The 17111-nt window shown below is 43.0% G+C and carries 17 protein-coding genes; 6 read left to right on the forward strand and 11 right to left on the reverse strand.

Features of this window, described 5'->3' with window-relative positions:
• Position 1: 1 nt before the first annotated feature.
• Genes paaG through paaA form a run of 7 tightly spaced genes read right to left on the reverse strand, consistent with a single transcriptional unit; the run spans position 2 to position 5190 of the window.
• The gene (gene paaG, locus FVA69_RS00950; RefSeq protein ID WP_109912372.1) at positions 2–796 is read right to left on the reverse strand and encodes a 2-(1,2-epoxy-1,2-dihydrophenyl)acetyl-CoA isomerase PaaG; all 795 of its coding nucleotides are present in this window, start codon (positions 794–796) and stop codon (positions 2–4) included.
• Positions 797–798: 2 nt separating this feature from the next.
• On the reverse strand, positions 799–1572 hold the full coding sequence (gene paaF / locus FVA69_RS00955; RefSeq protein ID WP_109912373.1) for a 2,3-dehydroadipyl-CoA hydratase PaaF: 774 nt from the start codon (positions 1570–1572) through the stop codon (positions 799–801).
• Positions 1573–1580: 8 nt separating this feature from the next.
• Positions 1581–2639, reverse strand: coding sequence for a 1,2-phenylacetyl-CoA epoxidase subunit PaaE (gene paaE / locus FVA69_RS00960; protein WP_164528261.1), 1059 nt, complete (start codon positions 2637–2639; stop codon positions 1581–1583).
• A 10-nt stretch (positions 2640–2649) separates the two neighbouring features.
• Positions 2650–3159, reverse strand: a complete 510-nt coding sequence (paaD, locus tag FVA69_RS00965) for a 1,2-phenylacetyl-CoA epoxidase subunit PaaD (protein ID WP_109912376.1) — start codon at positions 3157–3159, stop codon at positions 2650–2652.
• A 4-nt stretch (positions 3160–3163) separates the two neighbouring features.
• Entirely contained in the window at positions 3164–3922 is a 759-nt protein-coding gene (gene paaC / locus FVA69_RS00970; RefSeq protein ID WP_004266145.1) for a 1,2-phenylacetyl-CoA epoxidase subunit PaaC, read from the reverse strand.
• 10 nt (positions 3923–3932) lie between these two features.
• Positions 3933–4220 (reverse strand): 1,2-phenylacetyl-CoA epoxidase subunit PaaB, encoded by a 288-nt coding sequence (gene paaB, locus FVA69_RS00975; RefSeq protein WP_004262911.1) that lies wholly within the window; start codon positions 4218–4220, stop codon positions 3933–3935.
• 31 nt (positions 4221–4251) lie between these two features.
• On the reverse strand, positions 4252–5190 hold the full coding sequence (paaA, locus tag FVA69_RS00980; protein ID WP_164528262.1) for a 1,2-phenylacetyl-CoA epoxidase subunit PaaA: 939 nt from the start codon (positions 5188–5190) through the stop codon (positions 4252–4254).
• 322 nt (positions 5191–5512) lie between these two features.
• Between paaA and paaZ the strand changes: the two genes are divergently transcribed.
• Together paaZ and FVA69_RS00990 are read left to right on the forward strand one after the other, a co-directional pair.
• The gene (paaZ, locus tag FVA69_RS00985; protein WP_110731477.1) at positions 5513–7576 is read left to right on the forward strand and encodes a phenylacetic acid degradation bifunctional protein PaaZ; all 2064 of its coding nucleotides are present in this window, start codon (positions 5513–5515) and stop codon (positions 7574–7576) included.
• A 98-nt stretch (positions 7577–7674) separates the two neighbouring features.
• On the forward strand, positions 7675–8436 hold the full coding sequence (locus FVA69_RS00990) for a class I SAM-dependent methyltransferase (protein WP_117162930.1): 762 nt from the start codon (positions 7675–7677) through the stop codon (positions 8434–8436).
• A 34-nt stretch (positions 8437–8470) separates the two neighbouring features.
• Here the strand turns inward: FVA69_RS00990 and FVA69_RS00995 are convergent, their stop codons facing one another.
• The 3 genes from FVA69_RS00995 to proP form a co-directional block, all read right to left on the reverse strand.
• A complete protein-coding gene (locus FVA69_RS00995) occupies positions 8471–8782 on the reverse strand; it encodes a monooxygenase (RefSeq protein ID WP_004266141.1) in 312 nt (103 codons plus the stop codon).
• Positions 8783–8861: 79 nt separating this feature from the next.
• On the reverse strand, positions 8862–10304 hold the full coding sequence (gene phrB / locus FVA69_RS01000) for a deoxyribodipyrimidine photo-lyase (protein ID WP_164528263.1): 1443 nt from the start codon (positions 10302–10304) through the stop codon (positions 8862–8864).
• A gap of 169 nt (positions 10305–10473) precedes the next feature.
• Entirely contained in the window at positions 10474–11976 is a 1503-nt protein-coding gene (proP, locus tag FVA69_RS01005; protein ID WP_004262894.1) for a glycine betaine/L-proline transporter ProP, read from the reverse strand.
• An 822-nt stretch (positions 11977–12798) separates the two neighbouring features.
• On the opposite strand from proP, the gene poxB reads away from it, so the two are divergent.
• Positions 12799–14523 carry a ubiquinone-dependent pyruvate dehydrogenase gene (gene poxB, locus FVA69_RS01010; RefSeq protein ID WP_164528264.1) on the forward strand — a complete coding sequence of 575 codons (1725 nt, stop codon included), beginning with the start codon at positions 12799–12801 and terminating at the stop codon, positions 14521–14523.
• Between the two features lie 57 nt (positions 14524–14580).
• Here poxB and FVA69_RS01015 read toward each other — a convergent pair whose 3' ends face one another.
• Positions 14581–15480, reverse strand: coding sequence for a DNA-3-methyladenine glycosylase family protein (locus FVA69_RS01015; RefSeq protein WP_109912384.1), 900 nt, complete (start codon positions 15478–15480; stop codon positions 14581–14583).
• Positions 15481–15631: 151 nt separating this feature from the next.
• On the opposite strand from FVA69_RS01015, the gene FVA69_RS01020 reads away from it, so the two are divergent.
• From FVA69_RS01020 to FVA69_RS01030, 3 genes are read left to right on the forward strand one after another with little or no spacing between them, the layout of a single operon-like run.
• Complete coding sequence (locus FVA69_RS01020) at positions 15632–16144, forward strand: DUF2569 domain-containing protein (RefSeq protein ID WP_004266137.1); 513 nt, start codon at positions 15632–15634, stop codon at positions 16142–16144.
• A 39-nt stretch (positions 16145–16183) separates the two neighbouring features.
• A complete protein-coding gene (locus FVA69_RS01025; RefSeq protein ID WP_042851696.1) occupies positions 16184–16543 on the forward strand; it encodes a DUF488 domain-containing protein in 360 nt (119 codons plus the stop codon).
• A gap of 11 nt (positions 16544–16554) precedes the next feature.
• Complete coding sequence (locus FVA69_RS01030) at positions 16555–17079, forward strand: DUF2569 family protein (protein ID WP_004266135.1); 525 nt, start codon at positions 16555–16557, stop codon at positions 17077–17079.
• The last annotated feature ends 32 nt before the right edge of the window (positions 17080–17111 follow it).

The following is a 17111-nucleotide window of genomic DNA, read 5'->3' on the forward strand; positions in this document are numbered from 1 at the left end:
GTTAGCATCCTTTGAACTGGGGTTCACGTTTATTTAAAAAAGCATTGACCCCTTCGCGATAATCCTCACTTCGACCGCCAAGGCGTTGTAAGTCACGCTCAAGGTTGAGTTGCTCATCGAGAGTATTGGTTGCCGCGGCATAAATGGCCTTTTTGATAAGCCCTAAACCATAAGTCGGTTGGGTTGCAAGGTGTTGTGCGAGCTGTTGAGTGGTATTAATGAGTTCTTCATTTTCAGTGACCTGCCAAATCATTCCCCACTGTAATGCTTGCTCCGCACTTATTTTATCGCCTAATAATGCCATCCCCATTGCCCGTGCATGGCCTGCTAATTGAGGTAAAAACCAGCTTCCTCCTGAGTCAGGAACCAAGCCAAGGCGGCAAAAAGATTGAATAAAACTGGCATTTTTTGCGGCAATGACAATATCGCCTGCGAGTGCAATGGCGGCGCCTGCACCTGCGGCCACACCATTGACCGCGCAAATAATCGGTTTCGGTAATGTGGTTAGGCGGCGGATCAAGGGGTTATAGTAAGTTTCAACGGAGAACCCGAGATCAGGAGCGTCACTGCCCACGCTCACATTGCGATCATTTAGATCTTGTCCGGCACAAAATCCACGGCCTGCACCGGTGATCACTAAACAGCGTACGGTTTCATCGCGTTCCGCTATTTTGATAGCCTCACTGAGTTGGCGATGCATCTCATCATTAAAGCTATTCAGCCTATCAGGGCGGTTGAGAGTGATGGTGAGAACCCCATTTTCTAACGTAGTGAGGATCATTGCTTCATTATTCATGATTATTGTCCTGTAAATTGAGGTTTTCGTTTTTCGAAGAATGCCTCGATCCCTTCACGTCGATCGTTGGTACCCGCTAAAGTCACAAAATATTGGCGCTCAAGCTGTAACCCCTCGGTAAGATGGTTTTCTTGAGAATGCACCAGTGATGCTTTTGCGGCTTGTACGGCTAAAGGCGCATGCATTACGATGTGCTCTGCCAGCTTTTGGGCGCGTTCTAGCACCAATTCATCCACACAAATTTCACTGATTAACCCTGCTTGCAACGCATGTTTAGCACTGATTGGTTCACCTGTTAGTACCATTTGCATGGCGAGGGATTTGCCCACGGCACGAATTAAACGCTGTGTCCCCCCGGCTCCGGGCATTAAACCCAGAGTAATTTCGGGTAAACCGAAACGAGCTGATTCACCAGCAATAATGATGTCGCTGGCGAGTAATAATTCAAAACCTGCACCCAGTGCATAACCATTCGCAGCACTAATAATGGGTTTTGATATCGCGGATAACCTGCGCCAAACTTGGGGGCGTTTATCGGTGATCGTATTAGCAACAGTTTGTTGCTGTAGTTCTTTAAGATCGGCTCCTGCAGCGAAAAAACGCGGATTTCCGGTGATCACGATCGCACCAATCTCATCATTGATTTGTGCTTGCTCGAGGTGCTGAACCAGCAATTCTAAACAGGCGGTGCTCAGGGCATTACGTACTTCTGGGCGGTTTAACGTCAGAGTCAAAACCCGGTTATGTTGTTGTGATAAAATCCAATGGTTTTCCATTACAGTTCCTACACGTCAAAGTCTAAAACAACGCCATCGCCTTTTGGCCACGCTTGGCAACTAAGAATGTACCCAGCCGCGATTTGGTCGGGCTCAAGGCTGTAATTAACCCCCATTTCCACTTCACCAGAGCGCAATTTACATTTGCAGGTTGCGCAAACGCCGCCTTTACAGGCATAGGGTAAATCCGCGCCTTGGCGCAGTGCGGCATCCAAAATACTGTCGTCTTGGCTATCCATGGCGATGTCCATGGTTCTACCATCGAGGTGAATACTGACTTTGCGTGTTTCGCTAGTCATGGCGGTTACGGGCTTGAATTTAGTGCCTGAAGTATTGAAGCGCTCGGTATGAACATATTCTTTAGGCATGCCATAACCGACTAAAGTGTCGTGAACCTCATCCATCATGCTGTCGGGCCCACAAATAAATGCTCGGTCAAATTGCTTAAAATTCAATAAGGTGTTATTTAAGGCTCTGAGTTGTTGTTGGTTAATTCTACCGCTGAGTAGCTCGCTATCTTGCTGTTCTTGGCTGAACAGGTAGAGAACTTGGAAGCGTGTTGCAAAACGATTTTTTAGGTCTGAAATGCTCTCTTTAAACATCACTGAGCGGCTATTTCGATTACCATAAATCAGTACAAAACTGCTTTTTGGCTCAGTTTGTAATGTGGCTTTAATGATGGAGAGCAATGGCGTGATCCCAGAGCCAGCAGCGACGGCAAGGTAATGTGCATGGGTATCTGCTACGGGTTGGTAACCAAATTGCCCCTGTGGAACCATCACATCAAGGCTATCGCCAACTCGTAACTCTTGGTTAACGAAATTAGAGAAACGCCCTTCGTAAATCGCTTTTACTCCAATTTTTAGCGTGTTTTCATCCGGTGAGCTGCAAATGGAATAACAGCGGCGTAGGTTTTCGCCATTGATAGAGGCTTTTAATGTCAGGTGTTGCCCTGGGCGGTAATGATATTGCTCTCGTAATGTATCGGGTACATTAAAAGTAATGGCGACAGCATCAGGGGTGTCACGTTCAATGGCAGCGATACTTAAACGATGAAATACAGTCATATGGGTGCCCCTAAATACATTTAAAGTAATCAAACGGTTCTAAGCATTCAGTGCATCGATACAATGCCTTACATGCAGTGGAACCAAATTCACTAATTTTTTCGGTCTGTTCGCTGTCACAACGTGGGCAACGAACCGCGCCTTTGTGTTCTGGGTGCTCGCAGGACGTACCTTGCGGAGGTGCGATACCAAATTCACGCAAGCGTCTTTTCGCATCTTGGTTCATCCAATCCGTTGTCCAAGCGGGTGTTAACAGAATTTCGATGTCGATATTTGGAAAACCGGCATTACCGAGAACAGTTTTGATTTCATTGATTAAAAATTCAGTTGCTGGGCAACCTGAATAGGTAGGTGTAAAAATAACTTTCCAGCCCTGAGCTGCCGGCAGCACGTTGCGGATCATGCCAAGATCAGTAATAGAGAGTGCGGGTAGTTCAGGATCGGGTATTTGGTGGAGCTGCTGCCAGATCTGGTGAACCTGGGGCGATTGAAGCTCGCGATGTTGCAGTCTCTGTTCCATAACATCACCACTGGCAGTTCGGATAAGCACGTTGCACAAACTGCAATTGCGTTAATAACAAGCCCAAGTGCTCAGTATGGCTGCCTTGCTTGCCGCCTAAGCGATACGCTTTTTTCTCTGGCACAGTGAGGGTCGCTTCAGTGAATGTTTCGTTAATGGTGTTTAACCATGCGGCTTGTAAAGAACGTGGGTCAACAGCGATGCCTAATTCGCTAAGTGCGATTTCAACGTCATCAGCATGGAAAAGTTCGCCAGTAAAACGCCATAACTCATTGACTGAACGTTGGATTCGTTGATGGCTTTCTTCACTGCCATCCCCTAAACGGACCATCCAGCCACGGCTAAAACGCAAGTGATAAACGGCTTCTTTGAGGGACTTCTCAGCAATGGCAGACAGTTGTTCATCACGGCTATGAATTAGCGCTTCATATAATGGAACATGATATGCATCCATAAAAAATTGGCGCACTAAAGTGTCATCAAAGCCATTGTTGGGTTGTTCAACCAATAATAAATTGCTGAACTCTCGTTCATCGCGCAAGAAGGCAAGGGTGTCTTCATCGCATTCAGGCCCTTTTAATTGCGCGGCATAGTTTAAAAAGTTACGCGCTTGCCCTAGCAAATCTAAGCCGATATTGGATAACGCAAGGTCAATTTCGAGCTCAGGGGCATGGCCGCACCATTCGCACAGGCGCTGCGCTAAAATTAAGGGGGTATCGCCAAGTCGTAATGTGTAATCGTGGAGCTGTTGTTGTTGGTTCATGGCAAGCTCCTTACATATTCTTGATACCATCAGGGATGGTATAGAAGGTTGGGTGACGATAGACCTTGGTATCTGCAGGGTCGAAAAATGTGCTTTTATCTTCAGGTTGTGAGGCAATTAAATGTGCGGCTTTAACCACCCAAATTGAGCAGCCTTCACTGCGCCTTGTATACGCATCGCGGGCATTTTCTAGTGCCATTTGGTCATCAGCAGCATGTAAACTACCAACATGGCGATGCGCAAGCCCTTGCTTACTACGGACAAAAACTTCATATAAAGGCCAATCTTGATTGCTCATGGTGTTTTCCTTTTTGTAAAATGGTCAGTAATTAAGCCGCTGTTTTAACGGATTTTTGCTTGCGACTATGTGCCATTGCACCTTCACGTACCCATGCGCCGTCTTCCCACCCTTTGCGCTTAGCGCTAAGGCGTTCGTGATTACAAATGCCATTGCCTTTAATCACCTGATAAAACTCTTCCCAATCGATTTCACCAAAGCGGTAATGACCAAGTTCTTCATCCCAAACCAGATCAGGGTCAGGGATCGTCATACCTAACGCTTCCACTTGCGGAACGGTGTTATCAACAAATTTTTGCCGCAGCTCATCATTACTGAAGCGCTTGATTTTCCAAGCCATACTTTGAGCGCTGTGCGGGGAGTCCGAATCATTTGGACCGAACATCGTGAGAACGGGCCACCAAAAGCGGTTTATCGCATCTTGCAGCATGGCTTTTTGCTCATCGGAGCCTTGTGCAAGCGCCATCACAGCTTCATAACCCTGGCGTTGGTGAAAACTTTCTTCTTTACAGATTTTCACCATCGCTCTGGCATAGGGACCATATGAGGCACGGCACAGTGCTACTTGGTTCACAATTGCCGCACCATCGACAAGCCATCCAACCACGCCTACATCAGCCCAACTTAATGTCGGGTAGTTAAAAATGGAGGAATATTTCATTTTTTCATCAAGTAACTTTTGGTAGATATCTTGACGAGAGCAACCGAGAGTTTCGGCTGCGCTATACAGGTATAAACCATGGCCTGCTTCATCTTGAATTTTGGCCAGTAAAATTGCTTTACGACGCAATGTCGGTGCTCGTGTAAGCCAATTCGCTTCTGGTAGCATGCCGACGACTTCTGAATGGGCATGTTGACCAATTTGGCGGATAAGGTTTTGCCGATACGCATCGGGCATCCAATCCTTGGGCTCGATGGAAATATCGGCTTCGATTTTGGCTTCGAAGTTAGCCTGATTTTGCTCGCTCATTGATTTTTCCATTAAATGATTCGCTAATGTTTATTTATATGAAAATAATGAATCATATATATTTAACATTAATGCTAGGAAGTGTTAACAAAAAGATCAATGTTTATTAACCTTGTTTTGCGAGTGGCTTCACAATCAATAAAGTAAATTACAATAAAAACAATTAATTAAAATTATTATGTTTTGTGTGGTTTTAATGGAAATAGGCATTTCATATAAAATTGTTCTTAATTTGTTAAATTTAAATTAGCTTCTATGCTTATTTTTATGATACATATTTGTTATCTAATTTGAATTGATGTTTTTATTTCTGGAGAGGAATATGCAGCATTTAACAAGTTACATTATGGGCAAATGGGTACAAGGTGAGGGCGAAGGGCGAAAAATTCACCATGCGCTAACGAATGAAACTTTATATACAGTGACGACAGAAGGGTTGCCGCTAGCAGAAAGCTTGCAGTATGGTCGCCAAGTAGGAGGCGAAATATTGTCGGCGATGACATTCCAGCAACGTGGGCAGATGCTCAAGGCACTCGCAAAATACCTACTGGAACATAAAGCCCAGTTATATGCGATTTCGGCACAAACTGGTGCAACTAAAGCGGATAGCTGGGTGGATATCGAAGGGGGAATTGCCACACTATTTTCTTATTCGGGGCTCGCTAACCGTGAGCTACCGGATGACACTATTTGGCCAGAAGATGAAATGATCCCGTTATCAAAGCAAGGGCAATTTATTGGCCATCATATTTTAACATCTCGCCGTGGCGTTGCCCTGCACATTAATGCATTTAACTTCCCTTGTTGGGGAATGTTAGAAAAATTGGCACCCACATGGCTTGCTGGCATGCCTGCTATTATCAAACCCGCAACCGCCTCAGCACAGTTAACACAGGCGATGGTGAAGCTAATGGTTGATAGCGGTTTAGTGCCTGATGGCGCAATACAACTGGTTTGCGGTGGTGTTGGCGATATGTTTGAACACCTTGATTTTGAAGATGTTGTGACTTTTACGGGGTCGGCGAGTACAGGGCAAAAGCTGAAATCGCATCCACGTATCACGGCTAAATCAGTCCCTTTCACGATGGAAGCGGACTCATTAAACTGTGCCATTTTAGGTGATGACGTCCAGCCAGATCAGCCTGAATTTGCTTTATTTATTAAAGAAGTCACTCGAGAAATGACCGCGAAAGCGGGCCAAAAATGTACAGCGATCCGTCGTATTATCGTGCCGAAGAAACAGCTCGAAAATGTAAAGCAGGCATTATTGAAACGCTTATCCGCTACAACAGTGGGTGACCCTGCAATTGAAGGGGTCAGAATGGGGGCATTGATTAACTTAGAGCAGCGCCAAGATGTACAAGAGAAAGTGAATTATTTATGTGATCATGGCTGTGATGTCCTATGTGGTGGGCAATTTGAAAAGCTGGATGTTATTGGGGGAGATAGCCAACACGGGGCGTTCTATCCGCCAACGCTGTTGTATTGTGCAGAGCCTTTTAAATCTACAGCGGTACACGAAATTGAAGCTTTTGGTCCCGTCGCCACATTAATGAGCTATGACGATATCGAACAAGCGGTGCAGTTAGCGATTTTAGGTGGAGGAAGCCTTGCGGGGACGTTAGTCACTGCTGACGCACAAGTCGCACAAGCGGTCATTCGTGCCAGTGCGCGGGCACATGGGCGAATGTTGATTTTAAATGAAGCATCAGCCGCGGAGTCCACAGGCCATGGTTCACCGCTTCCGTTACTGGTACACGGCGGTCCAGGCCGAGCAGGTGGTGGCGAAGAGCTCGGCGGGTTGAGAGCAGTCAAACACTATATGCAGCGTACGGCTATTCAAGGTAGCCCTTCTATGCTAACGGCAATTACTAAGCAATGGATCCGCGGTGCAGATACCATCGCTGATGTGGTTCATCCATTCCGCAAACATTTTGAAGACTTAGCAATTGGCGACACGTTACTGACCGCAAGGCGTACCGTTACAGAAGCAGATATTGCTAATTTTGCCTGTCTCAGCGGTGATAATTTTTATGTTCACGTTGATAAAATTGGTGCGGCACAGTCGTTATTTGGTGAACGAATTGCGCACGGCTATTTTGTCGTTTCAGCCGCAGCGGGGCTATTTGTTGATGCAGGGGTTGGGCCCGTGATCGCCAATTATGGTATGGAAAGTTTGCGTTTTATTGAACCTGTGAAAATCGGTGACACCATACAAGTTCGCCTAACGTGCAAGAAAAAGATCAAAAAAACGCAAAAACTCGCTGAAGATAAGCCAAATGGCGTTGTTGAATGGGACGTGCAAGTGTTTAATCAGGATGACACCGTTGTGGCGTTGTACAGTATTTTAACGCTGGTGGAGCGTCGTGTTGGTGATTTTCATTAATCATTATACGGAGTGAATTAATTATTGAGCTAATAGGTGCTTTTTCAATCATTTTCTGTTGTGATGAGTGACCAGCAACAGAATGTAGGGAAACAAAGATGAAAACGCACCACCAAGCGGTTTATCAACAATTTGACCAGCAAGCCAATTCGTATTTAACCAGCCAAGTTCATGCACAAGGTGAAGACCTACTTGTTTTGCAACAATTGCTACAAGGTTGTCAGGATGAAGACGTGCTTGACCTTGGCTGTGGTGCAGGGCATGTCAGCTTTCATGCAGCACCGTTAGTGAAGTCAGTGACGGCTTATGATTTGTCCGACTCAATGCTCAATGTTGTGGCTAACAATGCACAAGAACGTGAATTAAATAATATCACCACCTGCAAAGGTACCGCGGAGTTTCTACCGTTTGGTGAGCACTGTTTTGACCGAGTGATTAGCCGTTACTCAGCACACCATTGGCACGATGTGGAACAAGCGCTACGTGAGGTGCGCCGAGTGCTCAAACCGGGTGGAAAAGGCATCTTTATTGATGTGGTATCACCGGGACATCCATTATTGGATATTTACTTACAAACGGTCGAAGTGCTCCGGGATACCTCACACATTCGTGATTATTCTGCTGGAGAATGGTCTGGTATGTTTAATAGTGCGGGGCTATTTGTTCGTCGGGTGCAAAGTTTCCGTTTAGCATTGGAATTTACCAGTTGGGTTGAACGGATGCGGACACCACAGCCATTCGTCGAGGCTATCCGCCACTACCAAGGAACATTAAGTGATGAGGTAAAAAGCCACTTTGCAGTACAAGCCGATGGCTCATTTACCTCAGATGTGATGTTGTTTGAATTTCAGTGCCAATAACTATTTATTGTGCTAAAAATTGTTGTGATAAAAATTATTGTGCTAAAAACTGCGCTTGGTTCAATTGGCTAAGCGCGTTATTTACTGCAAAAATCGCACCGCGAACATCAGGAATACCAAAGGATTTTAATCGTGCACTGTGCTTGGTGAGATAAGTTTGTGCATCAGTTTCTGAAGCAAACAGATACACACCACCTGCCATTTGCGTTTGTGGGTTTTCAGTCCAAATCTTCCAAATAAAGCCCGGCTCTTGGTTAATTGATTCCGCCAAATCATTCATTGCGGATATCATTTCATCACCCCATGGCCCCTGATACGGAAAATCAACTTGTAAAATAACGCTCATATCTGCTCCTTATGATTGAGGCGTTATAGTAACCCTTAAAGCAAATAATAACTTTGCTATTCATCGTATTTCAAACGACTTATTGCTTCAAACTATTACGTTTACCCGTCTCAAATGCAGCTAAAGTCGCTAACCGAGCTTGTTTATGGTCAACAATGGGTTCTGGGTAATTAAGCGCTGTATTGCTGATTACAGCCCATTCATATGGCGTATGAATATATTTGTCGGGCACTTGCTGCAATTCGGGCAGCCAATGGCGAATAAAAGTCCCTTGTGCGTCAAACTTCTTCCCTTGAGTGGTTGGGTTAAAGATACGAAACCAAGGAGAGGCATCAACGCCTGTTGAGGCTGACCACTGCCAACCGCCGTTGTTCGCGGCTAAGCTGCCATCAAGCAGTTGGCTCATAAAGTATTTTTCACCTTTGCGCCAATCAATCAGTAAGTCTTTGACTAAAAAACTGGCCACAATCATTCGTAGACGGTTATGCATCCAGCCCGTTGTATTCAGTTGGCGCATAGCCGCGTCCACAATAGGATAACCCGTTTGTCCTGTTTTCCATGCTGCAAAATCGGTCGAAGAATCATTCCAGTGAATATGTTGTGTCCATTCAATAAATGGTTGGTGGCGGCTTAGGCGTGGAAATGCGACTAAAAGATGTGAATAAAATTCACGCCAGACTAACTCATTTAACCACGTGAACGCCCCACTATCAGGGTGATCTAACACTTGGGGGTTCTCTGCTTGTAATCGGTTGAAGCATTGGCGAGGGGATAGGACCCCCACCGCGAGGTAAGGTGATAATTGGCTGGTACCATCAATAGAGGGAATATCTCTATCATTTTGATAATCGCCGACTTTCTGGGAACAAAACTGCCTGAGTCGCGTTAAAGCCGATTTTTCACCGGCAGGAAATTGCTGGAAGTCTTCAATTGGCTGATGCGGAAATAACGGTGAAGCCCTATCAATGTTGATAGGGGCAGCTCGTTTTTCTGGGGCTCGTAGTGAACGGCAATCTGTCACGGTAAGTTGGGTGAGGAAGGCTCGGCGAAAGGGAGTATAAACTTGATACATCTCCCCTTTTTGAGTCGTCACGGAGCCGGGTGGTAGTAATAAATAGTCATCGAAAGCATGGATATGCAACCCATGAGGTTGATTGATTAACCACTCGTCTCGTTGTTTTTCGTTCCACTCATATTGCCGATTAAAAAACAAGGCATCCGCTTGCTGTGTCTTTGCGTAATCGAGTACCCATTGTGCTGCGTCGGCAAAATTAGCCACAGTTTGACAAACCAGTGGAATACCAAGCTCAGCGAGTGAATTTTGCAGTTCAGCAAGGTTTTGGTGAATGAATGAGATTTGTCGCTCAGCCATATCATGTTGTTGCCACTGCTTAGGGGTTGCAGTAAAAAGGGCAATGACTTTCGCATCTGGGTCTGCACAGGCGGAGGAAAGCGCTTTGTTATCGGTGACCCGCAGATCATTGCGAAACCAGATAAGATGACAAACGTGTTTGGCTGCCATTACCTCCCTCCTTGGTTGATGTTTTGTTGGAATCAAAACAATAGGTTTTGAAAATAAACTAGGAAAATCAATTTATTGAATTTCGGCTGATAACACAAAGCGGGAAAAACCACGCTTTTATCCCGCTTTGTCAACAACCTGAAAGGGCCGGTAAACGGCCCTTTCATATTTAATCTAATTTAGGATGCTGATTGATTAAGGATTGGCGTTTTTTCTCAAGCTCAGCAATTTGTTGGTCAATATCTTCAACTTTCTGCTCAATATTGTCAAAGTGCTCGCTAAGAATTTCTTTTGCCTCGGCTTTATCTGATGCAGCAGGTGTTGCCCCGCGTAATGGTTTATTCGCCGTTTCTGGCATTCTGATACCCGTATATAAACCAATTAAAGCAATCACGATTAAGTAATACGCTGGCATGTATAAGTCAGTAGTTGATTCGACCAACCATGCCGCAACAGTCGGTGTCGCACCGGCAATTAATACTGAAATATTAAAGGCAATAGCTAACGCACTGTAACGAATATGAGTTGGGAAAATCGCGGGTAAAATAGATGCCATAACCCCTGTAAAACAGTTCAACAGCACCGCTAAAATCAATAAACCCAGGAAAATTAAGCCAACAGAACCACTGTTGATTAACATAAACGCAGGGTATGCCAATAAAATCAGCCCTACGCTACCGGTAATGACAAATGGGCGACGACCAATTTTATCACTGGTTAAACCGATAATCGGTTGAACAAATAACATACCAATCATAATTGCAATAATAATTAGCACACCATGGTCAGTAGAGTAATTCAGGTTGTGTGATAAGTAACTTGGCATGTAGGTCAGCAACATATAGTAAGTCACGTTGGTTGCGATAACCAAGCCAACACAAATCATCAAGCTTTTCCAATACTTAGTCGCCACTTCACGTACTGAGATTTTTGGTGGATTTTGAATATTGGCTTTATCTTGTTTTTCTAACGATTCAACATGTTGTTGGAACGCAGGAGTTTCTTCCAGTGAATGACGTAGATATAACCCGATGATCCCTAACGGTAACGCTAAGAAGAACGGAATTCTCCAGCCCCAATCATGGAAGTTAGCTTCCCCAACGATACTGGAAATTAGTACTACGACACCCGCACCTAAGACAAAACCGGCGATAGAGCCAAAGTCTAACCAACTTCCCATAAAGCCACGTTTACGGTCTGGTGAGTATTCAGCAACAAAGATTGCTGCACCAGAATATTCACCACCTACCGAGAAACCTTGAGCTAACTTAGCAATTAATAACAGAATGGGGGCCCAGATACCGATGCTCTCATAGGATGGAATCAAACCAATACAGAAGGTACTGACTGCCATGATGATAATCGTCATCGAAAGGACTTTTTGACGGCCGTATTTGTCACCTAAGATACCAAAAACGACCCCCCCTAATGGCCTAACTAAGAAAGGCACGGAGAAAGTGGCTAATGCGGCAATCATCTGTACGCTCGGTGATGCGTCCGGAAAGAAAACCTGACCGAGAACATAGGCTAAGAAACCATATACCCCAAAATCAAACCATTCCATCGCATTACCCAGCGAAGCCGCGGTAATTGCTTTTTTGAGTTTACCGTCATCAATAATAGTAATATCACTAATATTTAACGGTTTTTCTTTTTTCTTCTTGAATCTCATGAAACCATCCTCTTATTTTAATTTCAATAACCGAAACAACAGCATTTAAGATGTGGGTTTTCATACATCGGTAAAATATCAAACCTTATTATTTAGAATAGACGTTGTTTACGTAATAGATAAGTTTTTAGTGTTTTTATGTCGCGCTGAAATACCAGGCTAAAATAGGTACGTCGTGGGTAGAATAATGAGAGTGTTTGTGTTGTAAATACAGCAAAAAAGCCACCTTGAGTTAAAAAATACAGTACTAATACTACATTAATATCGAACAAATGTAAAATATAGGTGTTTTATACTAATACATATGCTTTGATAGGATTTTGTGTTAGTAATATAACGATTGAACTGAATAATTGAAAAAATAGATACTCAGTAAAGGAGTGGGTAAAAATAAATTGTTTAAAATCAATTTAATACATTTTGATAGGTGAGTTTTAGCCTGTCATAAATATATAAGGTTAGCAATTTAATATGGTCGAAATAATGGTATTGTTGCGATGAAGAATATATGAAGATAACCCCATCCTTTTACGATGCTCTTGTTTTGCTTAAGCTATTAATAACTCGTCTATTTATTTATCTTGTTGCTATCCTCTTCTTTTGATAATAACGGTGGATTATGCTGTTCTATTTTATATTTAATTTGATGAGTAGGAATGAGGAATTTACTTAGTTACAATCAATCTATTGTCGATATTGGGTTTGATATAAGCGAGTATGACAAAATTCTATTTTGAATGTTGTTATGCATCTAAAAATACCCTTCATATTTTGTACTGCAAGATATCAAGGGTATCACATCCGACTTAAAAGAGTGCCATTATGAAAAAACAGAGTGTTGCATCCTATATTGCAAAAGTACTTGATAATGCAGGTGTTAAACGTATTTGGGGCGTTACAGGAGACTCGTTAAATGGCTTAACCGACAGCTTACGTCGTCAAGGCGCTATTGAGTGGCTAGGAACTCGTCATGAGGAAGTGGCTGCCTTTGCTGCGGGTTCAGAAGCTCAGCTAACCGGTAATTTAGCCGTATGTGCAGGCTCTTGCAGGCCAGGAAATATGCATCTTATTAATGGGTTGTATGATTGCCACCGTAATCGCGTACCCGTATTGGCGATTGCTGCTCATATCCCATCCAGCGAAATTGGTAGTAATTATTTCCAAGAAACTCACCCAACTGAATTATTCCGTGAATGCAGCCATTACTGTGAAATGGTCTCTAACCCAGAGCAAATTCCACAGGTCCTTGGCATCGCTATGCGTAAAGCAATTTTGAATAAAGGGGTATCAGTGGTCGTAATACCGGGGGATATTGCGCTAAAAGATGCACCAGAATCAGCGAAAGAAACATGGTATCAGCCACAAGCGCCACTTATTATGCCTCAGCGGAGTGAAATTGAAAAACTCGCCGAACTGCTGAATCAATCTAAGAATATCACGTTATTCTGTGGAAATGGCTGCGCAGGCGCTCACGATGAAGTGGTTAAGCTAGCAGAAACACTAAAAGCACCGGTAGTACATGCGTTACGTGGTAAAGAACATATTGAATGGAATAACCCATACAGTGTTGGAATGACAGGCTTGATAGGATTTTCATCGGGTTACCACGCGATGATGAACGCAGATACAGTTGTTTTGTTAGGAACACAATTTCCATACCGTCCTTTCTATCCAAGCGAAGCTAAAATTATTCAGGTTGATATTAATGCAGGTAGTTTGGGTTCTCATTGCCATATAGATATGGGCCTGATTGGTGATATCAAAGCAACATTAGATGCATTACAGCCACATTTAGAGGCTAAACAGGATACAAAACACCTTGATGGCGCTTTAAAACATTATGCAGAGGCTAGAAAAGGGTTAGATGACCTCGCTAAACCGGGTCATGAGGGATTAATACATCCACAGTATCTTGCAACAAAAATTAGTGAATTAGCCGCCGATGACGCGATTTTCACTTGTGACGTGGGAACCCCGACAGTATGGGCAGCCCGTTACTTGAAAATGAACGGTAAGCGCCGTTTAATCGGCTCCTTTAACCATGGGTCAATGGCGAATGCGATGCCACAGGCTATTGGTGCACAAGCCGTTGATAAAAAACGTCAAGTGGTTGCAATGTGTGGCGATGGTGGTTTCAGTATGTTAATGGGAGATTTTATCTCTCTTTCCCAAATGCAATTACCAGTAAAAATCATCATTCATAACAATGGCGTACTTGGTTTTGTGGCCATGGAAATGAAAGTGGCAGGTTTCTTGACAGCGGGAACGGATTTACAGAACCCTAACTTTGCAGCGATTGCGAATGCCGCGGGTATCAAAGGCATTCGTGTTGAAAAAAGTGAAGATCTAGACGGTGCATTAAAAGAAGCTTTTGCCCATGATGGGCCAGTGGTGGTTGATGTCTTGACTGCCAAACAAGAGCTGTCTATGCCGCCAGAAATCGCAGCACAAGAAGCAAAAGGCTTTAGCCTATATATGTTAAAAGCGATTATGAGTGGTCGCGGTGATGAAGTCGTTCAATTAGTGAAAACAAACTGGCTACGTTAAGTCATTATTGTGAATAGCGGGAAAGCCCAATTCAGATGGATTGGGCTTTTTTATTTATCAATATCCTGCGGCTGACTGACTACGCCACAAATGGGCGGCAACCAGTGCGCGCCATGGGGAGAATTGCTCCAACCATTTTTCCGTTTCTTTGGCGGTAGGCTGTTCTGATTTCGCGAGCAATGTTTGTAGATTACGTCTTACCGCTACATCCCCATGTAATGAGCCATCTAAGTAATTGAATCCTCGTAGTAAAGCATAGCTTACAGTCCAAGGGCCAATACCTTTGATTTGTAATAATTGCTCAGTTATTTGATTCGCATTGGAGTGAGTAACCTGCTGTGATAAATCAATTTGTTGATTTTCGATGGCTTCACAAAGGGCTCTGAGGGCGATAATTTTACCGTTTGAAAAGCCCGTTTGTCGCAGGGTTTCGTCATCAACTAACTTGATTTGTGGAGTGTCGGGGAAACACCAAATACCTGAAGTGTGCTGAATTCCCACAGCTTGAATAAAGCGCCGACGAATGGCGATAGCCGCATGAACACTAATTTGTTGGCCTATAATAGCCCAAACTAACGCTTCAAATGCGCTGGCAGATTGATAAATCCTTAATCCTCTTTGCTTTCCAATGAGCTGACCAAGTACTGGAGTTTCAAGGTAGTGTTTTTCGAACTCATCAATATTCTGTTTTAAGCCGAGTACATGCTGTGCCAGCGTTAATAGGTCTGGTTCATTGATAATGATAGATGGGGAGTCAATTGCTAATGAAATCGTTGCGTGTTGCTTTTGAAGCTCCAATGTCATTTTTGTTGCATGTTGTTGCCATATTATGCCCTTGTGTAATGTGTTTTCTTCCACTATTTCCGCGACATTGTGTTGATCTCTCAGATGAAAGGCAAAAAAATCACCATAAAGGTAATTGGTAGGGAGAGTTAGCTGTGCGGTAAATATTTGCATAATGATGGCCTTGTCAGATTTTTCTTTATTCACAATATTATTGTGAATTAGCGCATTTAGTTACTCATTTTTTACAGAGCAGATATGTTATCTTGTACAGAGCTATTTATTTTGTACTGATATTATTTATCCATTTAATAAGGAAGTGTAAATGAAAACTGAGGGTCACAGTTCATCTCATGGCACTTCGGTACCATCATCACAACCAAGGCAAGAATTAACAGGCATTGGTGGATGGCTTATTTTACCCATGTTAGGGATAGTTTTGTCTTTGATTATTTTGCCTTTTTCTATTTATGAGCAAAATGTTCAAGTGATTGAATATTGGATTGAATTAACAGACCCACAATCAAGCTCATTTATTCCATTATTTAAAGAGCTCATCTACTTTGAGGTTTTAGGTAACGTTATTTTATACGCGACCTTGCTTTTTCTAAGTTATGTCTTTTTTACAAAGAAAAAACTCACAATTAAAATTTATATTTTTTTCCAGATCTTTTCGTTAGTTTTGACGGTTACGGATATCATACTCGCAAGTATTTTATTGGATTTAGAAGTTGAATCCTCGGATATCAAAGATATTTTTCGGGCACTAATTGCTTGTGCAATTTGGATACCGTATTTTTTAGTTTCAAGGCGAGTTAAAAATACCTTTGTAAATTAACAAATAAAATTTTGTGATTTTTTATTGGGTAGGTAAATGATGATTAAATGCAAACGAGTTTATGACCCTGTTGACGATAACGATGGCTACCGTGTGCTTATTGATAGACTGTGGCCAAGAGGAATAAAAAAAACAGATTTACAACACGACTCTTGGAATAAAGACGTTGCACCTTCTAATGAACTACGTAAATGGTTTCATCAGAACACAGATCAGTTTGCACAGTTTATCGAACGATATCAGCAGGAACTTAATAACACAACGGCTTGGCAGGCGTTGGTTTCTCAGGCAAAACAAGGTGATTTAACACTGTTATACAGTGCTAAAAATACAGAACATAATCAAGCAATTGTACTCAAAGCATTTCTTGAAGATAAAATGCAAAGTAAAAGTAAATAAAGGTTATCGGAATGGATATTCAGCAATCAACCACACAAACAGAGCCAGCAATAATATCATCGGTGGCTCAACCAGCGGTTAAAAAGCCGTTACACGGGATTAGTGGCTGGTTAATTTTACCAATTATCGGACTGTTTTATATGCTGTACAAAACAGTCATGATGTTATTGCAAGAAATTTCACAAGTTCAAACCGCATGGCCATTGGCAACTCAAGCGGATTCTGATTTTTATATTCCAGGTTTTGCGACAGGTTTCTATCTCTTGCAACTAGGTTATGGTGTTTTGATTGCACTGTTTCTTTGGACATTTATCGCCGCAGTTAAATGGAAAAAACAAGCGAAGTGGCTATTTATCATCACCATGGTGTTATTTACTTTAATGGTATTGGTTGCCCGTTTTGTATTCCCATATATATTTGGATTGGAAATTAATCACTCAAATATTATTACAGCCATAAATGGCAGCTTCTATTGTGTGTTATGGATCCCCTACTTTTTAGTTTCACATCGCGTCAAAAATACGTTTATCCATTAAAGTATCTGGCCACTCCTTATTAGTAGTGGCCT

The sequence above is a fragment of the Providencia sp. PROV004 genome, from assembly GCF_011045615.1.
In the GTDB taxonomy this organism is placed as follows: Bacteria; Pseudomonadota; Gammaproteobacteria; order Enterobacterales; family Enterobacteriaceae; genus Providencia; species Providencia rettgeri.

Excerpts from the sequence above, each read along its gene's own strand:
- paaG (WP_109912372.1), bottom strand. The coding sequence starts at position 796 with ATGAATAATGAAGCAATGATCCTCACTACGTTAGAAAATGGGGTTCTC.
- paaF (WP_109912373.1), bottom strand. The coding sequence starts at position 1,572 with ATGGAAAACCATTGGATTTTATCACAACAACATAACCGGGTTTTGACT.
- paaE (WP_164528261.1), bottom strand. The coding sequence starts at position 2,639 with ATGACTGTATTTCATCGTTTAAGTATCGCTGCCATTGAACGTGACACC.
- paaD (WP_109912376.1), bottom strand. The coding sequence starts at position 3,159 with ATGGAACAGAGACTGCAACATCGCGAGCTTCAATCGCCCCAGGTTCAC.
- paaC (WP_004266145.1), bottom strand. The coding sequence starts at position 3,922 with ATGAACCAACAACAACAGCTCCACGATTACACATTACGACTTGGCGAT.
- paaB (WP_004262911.1), bottom strand. The coding sequence starts at position 4,220 with ATGAGCAATCAAGATTGGCCTTTATATGAAGTTTTTGTCCGTAGTAAG.
- paaA (WP_164528262.1), bottom strand. The coding sequence starts at position 5,190 with ATGAGCGAGCAAAATCAGGCTAACTTCGAAGCCAAAATCGAAGCCGAT.
- paaZ (WP_110731477.1), top strand. The coding sequence starts at position 5,513 with ATGCAGCATTTAACAAGTTACATTATGGGCAAATGGGTACAAGGTGAG.
- FVA69_RS00990 (WP_117162930.1), top strand. The coding sequence starts at position 7,675 with ATGAAAACGCACCACCAAGCGGTTTATCAACAATTTGACCAGCAAGCC.
- FVA69_RS00995 (WP_004266141.1), bottom strand. The coding sequence starts at position 8,782 with ATGAGCGTTATTTTACAAGTTGATTTTCCGTATCAGGGGCCATGGGGT.
- phrB (WP_164528263.1), bottom strand. The coding sequence starts at position 10,304 with ATGGCAGCCAAACACGTTTGTCATCTTATCTGGTTTCGCAATGATCTG.
- proP (WP_004262894.1), bottom strand. The coding sequence starts at position 11,976 with ATGAGATTCAAGAAGAAAAAAGAAAAACCGTTAAATATTAGTGATATT.
- poxB (WP_164528264.1), top strand. The coding sequence starts at position 12,799 with ATGAAAAAACAGAGTGTTGCATCCTATATTGCAAAAGTACTTGATAAT.
- FVA69_RS01015 (WP_109912384.1), bottom strand. The coding sequence starts at position 15,480 with ATGCAAATATTTACCGCACAGCTAACTCTCCCTACCAATTACCTTTAT.
- FVA69_RS01020 (WP_004266137.1), top strand. The coding sequence starts at position 15,632 with ATGAAAACTGAGGGTCACAGTTCATCTCATGGCACTTCGGTACCATCA.
- FVA69_RS01025 (WP_042851696.1), top strand. The coding sequence starts at position 16,184 with ATGATTAAATGCAAACGAGTTTATGACCCTGTTGACGATAACGATGGC.
- FVA69_RS01030 (WP_004266135.1), top strand. The coding sequence starts at position 16,555 with ATGGATATTCAGCAATCAACCACACAAACAGAGCCAGCAATAATATCA.